This is a genomic window from Dyella sp. (genome assembly GCF_035486915.1).
Taxonomy (GTDB): domain Bacteria; phylum Pseudomonadota; class Gammaproteobacteria; order Xanthomonadales; family Rhodanobacteraceae; genus Dyella_B.
On the sequence record NZ_DATHMR010000145.1, the window covers coordinates 1 to 5,490 of the forward strand.

The window sequence follows — 5,490 nt, forward strand, 5'->3', positions numbered from 1 at the left end:
TCAACAAACGCTTTTCGTCGGAAGTACTCGACGACATGACCGATGCCATTTCTAAGGGCGAGCACACGCATCTAGGCGAAGTGCGTTTTGCGATCGAATCGCGTTTGGCCGTTGCGGACGTGCTGAACGGTCTAGATGCGCGAACGCGTGCGCATCAGGTATTTGGCATGCTGCGCGTGTGGGATACCGAGCACAACTGCGGTGTACTCATCTATCTGCTGATGGCCGAACACCGTATCGAGATCGTGGCGGACCGCGGCATTGCTCATCGCGTCAAGGAAGACGAGTGGGCCGCGATGTGCAGCGCCATGCAGGAGAGTTTTGCGGCGGGGCAGTGGCGCGTTGGTGCATTGCGTGGCATATCCGACGTCAACGATCTGCTCGCCAGGCATTTTCCGAGTCACGGTAAAGCGCGGCCGGACGAGTTGCCGGATCGTCCGGTACTGCTTTAATCATTCATCGTCGGCACACTTTTCGGCCTCGGCTGCCGAGGCAACATCGCCCCTGGTGCGGCCGATTCGGGAAATCACGACCCGCAACGCGCGATCGCCTTTGCCGCGCACGCAGAAATACAGCGTCTGATTGGAATTGGCGGTGGTTCCGTCGGGATTGAATCGAATCGTTTTCTTGCTCTCGCTGCCGAAGATGCGAAGCCGTTTGAAACCCCTGCTACCAACATAGAGTGGCTCGCCATCCAGCTCGCCTTTGCCCTTGTCGCGGCCAACCAACCAGCCGTTGGTCCAGTCGCCATCGCTATTGCACGCCAGTGCATCACGGCTTGGGCACAGCACCACATGCGTCTGTCCATTCACGGCGAGACTGCGTGCGTGCTGTAAGGCTACGAGGAAATCCGTCTGTGCCGTACGTAATTCGTGACTGTCGAGCATGCGGCTGAACGCAGGTATCGCGAATGCCGTTACCACCGCCAGCACGATCAGCACGACAATTTGCTCGATCAGGCCAAGGCCAGACTCGGTTCTACGAAGGGTCAACATGCTGTTCCTTGGCCAAATTCCGCGATGCTAGGTCCCTTAAGGGCGGCTCGGCCGTCGGTCGCTGCTGACAGGTTCTGTCAGTACGCGGCATTTAAAATGCCTCAAGGCGCCCGCAGAGTAAGTCCATGACCGACCGCGACAGATTTGAACTCGTCTCCGATTACAAGCCCGCCGGCGATCAGCCTGAGGCCATTCGCAAGCTCGTGGACGGTTTCGAATCCGGTCTGGCGGCGCAGACGCTGCTGGGCGTGACGGGTTCGGGCAAGACCTTCACCATCGCCAACATGATCCAGCAGGTGCAGCGCCCGACTATCGTGCTTGCGCCGAACAAGACGCTTGCAGCGCAGCTCTACGGCGAGTTCAAGGAGTTCTTTCCGAACAACGCGGTGGAGTACTTCGTCAGCTACTACGATTACTACCAGCCGGAAGCCTATGTCGTCGCATCGGATACATACATCGAGAAAGACGCATCGATCAACGAACACATCGAACAGATGCGCCTGGCAGCCACCAAGGCGCTCCTCTCGCGCAAGGATGCATTGATTGTCGCGACCGTGTCAGCGATTTATGGCCTAGGCGATCCGGAAGACTATCTGTCTCTGCGTTTGATCCTCGCGCGTGGCGAGCATATCGATCAGCGCCAGTTGATTCGTCAGCTTACCGAATTGCAGTACACGCGCAACGAGATGGAATTGCGTCGCGGTACGTATCGCGTGCGCGGCGAGGTTATCGATGTGTTCCCGGCCGAATCGGAAACGGAAGCATTGCGCATCGAACTGTTCGACGGCGACGTCGAAAATCTCTCGCTGTTCGATCCGCTGACCGGTGAAACGATTCGCAAAGTCCCGCGTTTCACGGTTTATCCGCGTACGCATTACGCGAGCACGCGCGAGAGCGTGTTGAACGCCATCGAAACGATCAAGGTCGAGCTCAAGGAGCGCCTTGAGGTGCTCTACAAGCAAAATCGCCTCGTCGAGGCTCAACGCCTGGACCAGCGTACGCGTTTCGATGTGGAGATGATGGCCGAAGTCGGTTATTGCCAGGGCATCGAAAACTATTCGCGGCATCTGACGCGTCGCGCACCCGGCGAGCCGCCGCCGACGTTGTTCGACTATCTGCCAGCGGATGCGTTGTTGGTCGTGGACGAATCGCACGTCACCGTGCCGCAGCTTGGCGCCATGTACAAGGGCGATCGCTCGCGCAAGGAAACGCTGGTCGAATTTGGTTTTCGCTTGCCCTCGGCGATGGACAATCGTCCGCTTCGTTTCGACGAATTCGAACGTCGCGTACCGCGTACCGTCTATGTTTCGGCGACGCCCCGCAAATACGAGCTGGAAAAATCCGGCGATGCGGTGGTCGAACTGGTTGTTCGTCCCACCGGCCTGGTCGATCCTGAAGTCGAAGTGCGCCCCGTGCGCACGCAGGTGGACGATCTGCTGGGCGAGGCGAAGAAGCGCATCGCGTTGGGCGATCGCGTGCTTGTGACCACGCTCACCAAGCGTATGGCGGAAAATCTCACCGAATATCTGAGCGAACACGACATCAAAGTGCGATACCTGCATTCGGATATCGAGACGGTCGAACGCGTGGAGATCATCCGCGATCTGCGTCTGGGCGAATTCGATGTGCTGGTGGGTATCAACCTGTTGCGCGAAGGTCTGGACATGCCGGAGGTGTCGCTCGTCGCGATCCTCGATGCGGACAAGGAAGGCTTCCTGCGTTCAACCGGCTCGCTGATCCAGACCATCGGTCGCGCCGCCCGCAATATTCGCGGCCGGGCGATTCTCTACGCCGACGACATCACGCTTTCGATGAAGGCGGCGATGGATGAAACGCAGCGCCGCCGTGAAAAGCAGCGGGCTTACAATGAAGCTCATGGCATCACGCCTAAATCGGTAGTCCGCCGCATCGCCGACATCATGGAAGGCGCGCGCAGCGAGGTCCCGGGCCGTGGCAAGGGCCGGTCACGCGCCCGCGCAGCGGGGGTGGCGGAAACCGCCACCGAGTATGCCTCGATGGATGTCGAGCAGGCCGCCGCCATGATCAAGCGGCTTGAGACGCAAATGTACAAGCACGCCCAGAACCTCGAGTTCGAGGAGGCCGCGCGCCTGCGCGACCAGATCCATCAGCTGCGCGAACGGGCTTTGCGATAGGTGGCCGGTTCCCTTATACTGCACGGCTCGCGCGGCCTGCCGGGCGAGCCACGGGCGGTTAGCTCAGCGGTAGAGCACTTCCTTGACATGGAAGGGGTCACAAGTTCGATCCTTGTACCGCCCACCAATTCCCGATAAAACGGCGTGCTTTACGGCACGCCGTTTTTCTTTGCGCGATTTCGGAGCTTGGCATGGTTTATCTGTGGGTGAAAACGTTCCATCTGCTGTTCGCCATTGCGTGGATGTCGGCGGTGTTCTATCTGCCGCGGATACTGGTGAATATTGCGGAGGCCGGTGGCGACGCGGCGGTGAAGGCGCGGCTTTATCTGATGGGGCGCCGCCTCTATCGCTTTGGTCACAACCTGTTCGGGATTGCGTTCTTGCTGGGTCTCACGCTGTGGGAGGGGTGGCGCGTCTTTCCGCAGGCGTTGCCCAATGTGGTGGGTTCCATGCATTGGATCGACGCCAAGCTGACGTTTGTCGCGATCTTGCTCATTTATTTCATCTGGGCGGGGCGTTTGCTGAAGAGGAGCGAGCAGGGTGCGGCATTGCCGTCGGCGCGCGCACTGCGTTTGCTCAACGAACTGCCGGTGCTTTTGCTGCTCGGCGTGTTGTTCTTCGTACTCGCCAAGCCGTTCTGACGATTACGTCCCAAATGCTCCTCACCGTCATTCTGGCGCAGGCGGGAATCTAGTGGCGATAACGCGGCGATAAAGTCACTGGATTGACCAGCTTCGCTGTTGAAAGGCGCCTCGGCCTGCGCCGGAATGACGATGAGGGGTTGAGAAGTGAGGGGCTGGAGCGCGTTTTTACGATTTGATGCGATAGTAATCGCTATACCACTCAGCAAAACGCGCAACACCGACTTCGATGGGCGTACTCGGCGCGTAACCCACATCACGCCGCAACGCTGACACATCCGCCCACGTATCCGGCACGTCACCAGGCTGCATAGGCAGCAGCCGCTTCTCGGCCGTCCGTCCGAGGCTCTGCTCCAGCAATTGGATAAAACGCATCAGCTGCACCGGCTGATCATTGCCGATGTTGTAAACCCGATACGGCGCATTCGACGTCCCAGTGTTCGGCAACAACGGATCGTAAGCAGGATCCGGTTGCGCCACATGATCGAGCGTGCGAATCACACCTTCGACAATATCGTCGATATAAGTGAAATCGCGGCTGTGATTGCCGTAATTGAAGACGTCGATCGGCTCACCGTGCACGATGCGATCGGCAAACAAAATCGGCGACATATCCGGCCGCCCCCACGGCCCGTACACCGTAAAGAAACGCAGCCCCGTCGTCGGCAGACCATAAAGATGGCTGTACGTATGCGCCATCAGCTCGTTGGCTTTCTTCGTCGCCGCGTAGAGGCTGACGGGATGATCCACGGCATCTTCCACCGCGAAGGGCAATTTGCGATTCGCGCCGTACACCGAGCTGGATGATGCATAGACCAGATGCTCGACGTTGCCGTGGCGGCAGGCTTCGAGCACGTTGACGAAACCGACGAGATTGCTCTGTGCGTAAACCTGCGGATTCTTCAGCGAATAACGCACGCCGGCCTGTGCGGCTAGGTTCACGACGCGCTGCGGCTTGAATTCCTGAAACGCCCGATTCAGGGCCGCCGCATCGGCAAGGTCGGCGCGCAGATGCGTGTAGTTTGGATGGGATGCAAAGCGTGCCAGGCGCGCTTCTTTCAGCGACGGATCGTAATAATCGTTGTGATTATCGATGCCGTACACCTCGTCGCCGCGAGCCAGAAGCCTTTCCGTGAGAGCGGCGCCAACAAAGCCGGCGGTGCCGGTGACGAGGATGCGCATCGACATGTTCCTGAAGGTGATCGGCCTATTCTATTTCCATCGCGGTGCAGCCGTTTTGTACCTGCCGCTCAATTGACACCGGCGGTGCGCTAAACTAGCTTTCTGGCATCGACTGACAGAGACAAGGTGGCCCGCGCCCAGGCGCCGGTCGAGTGTGTGACATGGCAACTACCAGCTTCCAACATTAAGACCCGCCACGCCTTATCTCAAAAAGGGCGCATGGCGCCCTTTTCTGTTTTCAGAGTCGCAAAAAAATGATCGAAATCACGCTCCCCGACGGCAGCAAACGCCCCTTCGAACATCCCGTCACGGTCCAGGACGTGGCCGCCTCGATTGGCGCCGGCCTGGCCAAAGCCACGTTGGCCGGCAAGGTCGACGGCAAGCTGGTCGATGCCAGCTTTCCCATCGACCACAACGCCGCCCTCGAAATCGTCACCGAGAAAAGCCCGGAGGCGCTGGACATTCTTCGTCACTCCACGGCGCACTTGCTGGCGCAGGCTGTGCAGCGCCTGTATCCCG

At 59.1% G+C, this 5,490-nt stretch carries 6 protein-coding genes and 1 tRNA gene; 5 read left to right on the forward strand and 2 right to left on the reverse strand.

Features of this window, described 5'->3' with window-relative positions; all coding sequences use genetic code 11:
* Window positions 1-452, forward strand: a 452-nt coding sequence (locus tag VK725_RS11615) for a TPM domain-containing protein (RefSeq protein ID WP_325318214.1), incomplete at its 5' end; no start/stop codon positions are given.
* Here VK725_RS11615 and VK725_RS11620 read toward each other — a convergent pair.
* Window positions 453-995 carry a GspH/FimT family protein gene (locus VK725_RS11620; RefSeq protein ID WP_325318215.1) on the reverse strand — a complete coding sequence of 181 codons (543 nt, stop codon included), beginning with the start codon at window positions 993-995 and terminating at the stop codon, window positions 453-455.
* Between the two features lie 125 nt (window positions 996-1,120).
* Here VK725_RS11620 and uvrB point away from each other — a divergent pair, with 125 nt between their 5' ends.
* The 3 genes from uvrB to VK725_RS11635 all read left to right on the forward strand — a co-directional run bounded on the left by uvrB (window position 1,121) and on the right by VK725_RS11635 (window position 3,789).
* Complete coding sequence (gene uvrB / locus VK725_RS11625; protein WP_325318216.1) at window positions 1,121-3,148, forward strand: excinuclease ABC subunit UvrB; 2,028 nt, start codon at window positions 1,121-1,123, stop codon at window positions 3,146-3,148.
* Between the two features lie 52 nt (window positions 3,149-3,200).
* Window positions 3,201-3,275 (forward strand) — tRNA-Val (locus tag VK725_RS11630).
* Between the two features lie 64 nt (window positions 3,276-3,339).
* Window positions 3,340-3,789, forward strand: a complete 450-nt coding sequence (locus tag VK725_RS11635) for a CopD family protein (RefSeq protein WP_325318217.1) — start codon at window positions 3,340-3,342, stop codon at window positions 3,787-3,789.
* Between the two features lie 168 nt (window positions 3,790-3,957).
* Here the strand turns inward: VK725_RS11635 and VK725_RS11640 are convergent, their stop codons facing one another.
* On the reverse strand, window positions 3,958-4,971 hold the full coding sequence (locus VK725_RS11640) for an NAD-dependent epimerase (protein ID WP_325318218.1): 1,014 nt from the start codon (window positions 4,969-4,971) through the stop codon (window positions 3,958-3,960).
* Between the two features lie 254 nt (window positions 4,972-5,225).
* Here VK725_RS11640 and VK725_RS11645 point away from each other — a divergent pair.
* Window positions 5,226-5,490 (forward strand): TGS domain-containing protein (locus VK725_RS11645; protein WP_325318219.1); only part of this gene is annotated, 265 nt, incomplete at its 3' end.

Excerpts from the sequence above, each read along its gene's own strand:
- VK725_RS11635 (WP_325318217.1), top strand. The coding sequence starts at position 3,340 with ATGGTTTATCTGTGGGTGAAAACGTTCCATCTGCTGTTCGCCATTGCG.
- VK725_RS11620 (WP_325318215.1), bottom strand. The coding sequence starts at position 995 with ATGTTGACCCTTCGTAGAACCGAGTCTGGCCTTGGCCTGATCGAGCAA.
- uvrB (WP_325318216.1), top strand. The coding sequence starts at position 1,121 with ATGACCGACCGCGACAGATTTGAACTCGTCTCCGATTACAAGCCCGCC.
- VK725_RS11640 (WP_325318218.1), bottom strand. The coding sequence starts at position 4,971 with ATGCGCATCCTCGTCACCGGCACCGCCGGCTTTGTTGGCGCCGCTCTC.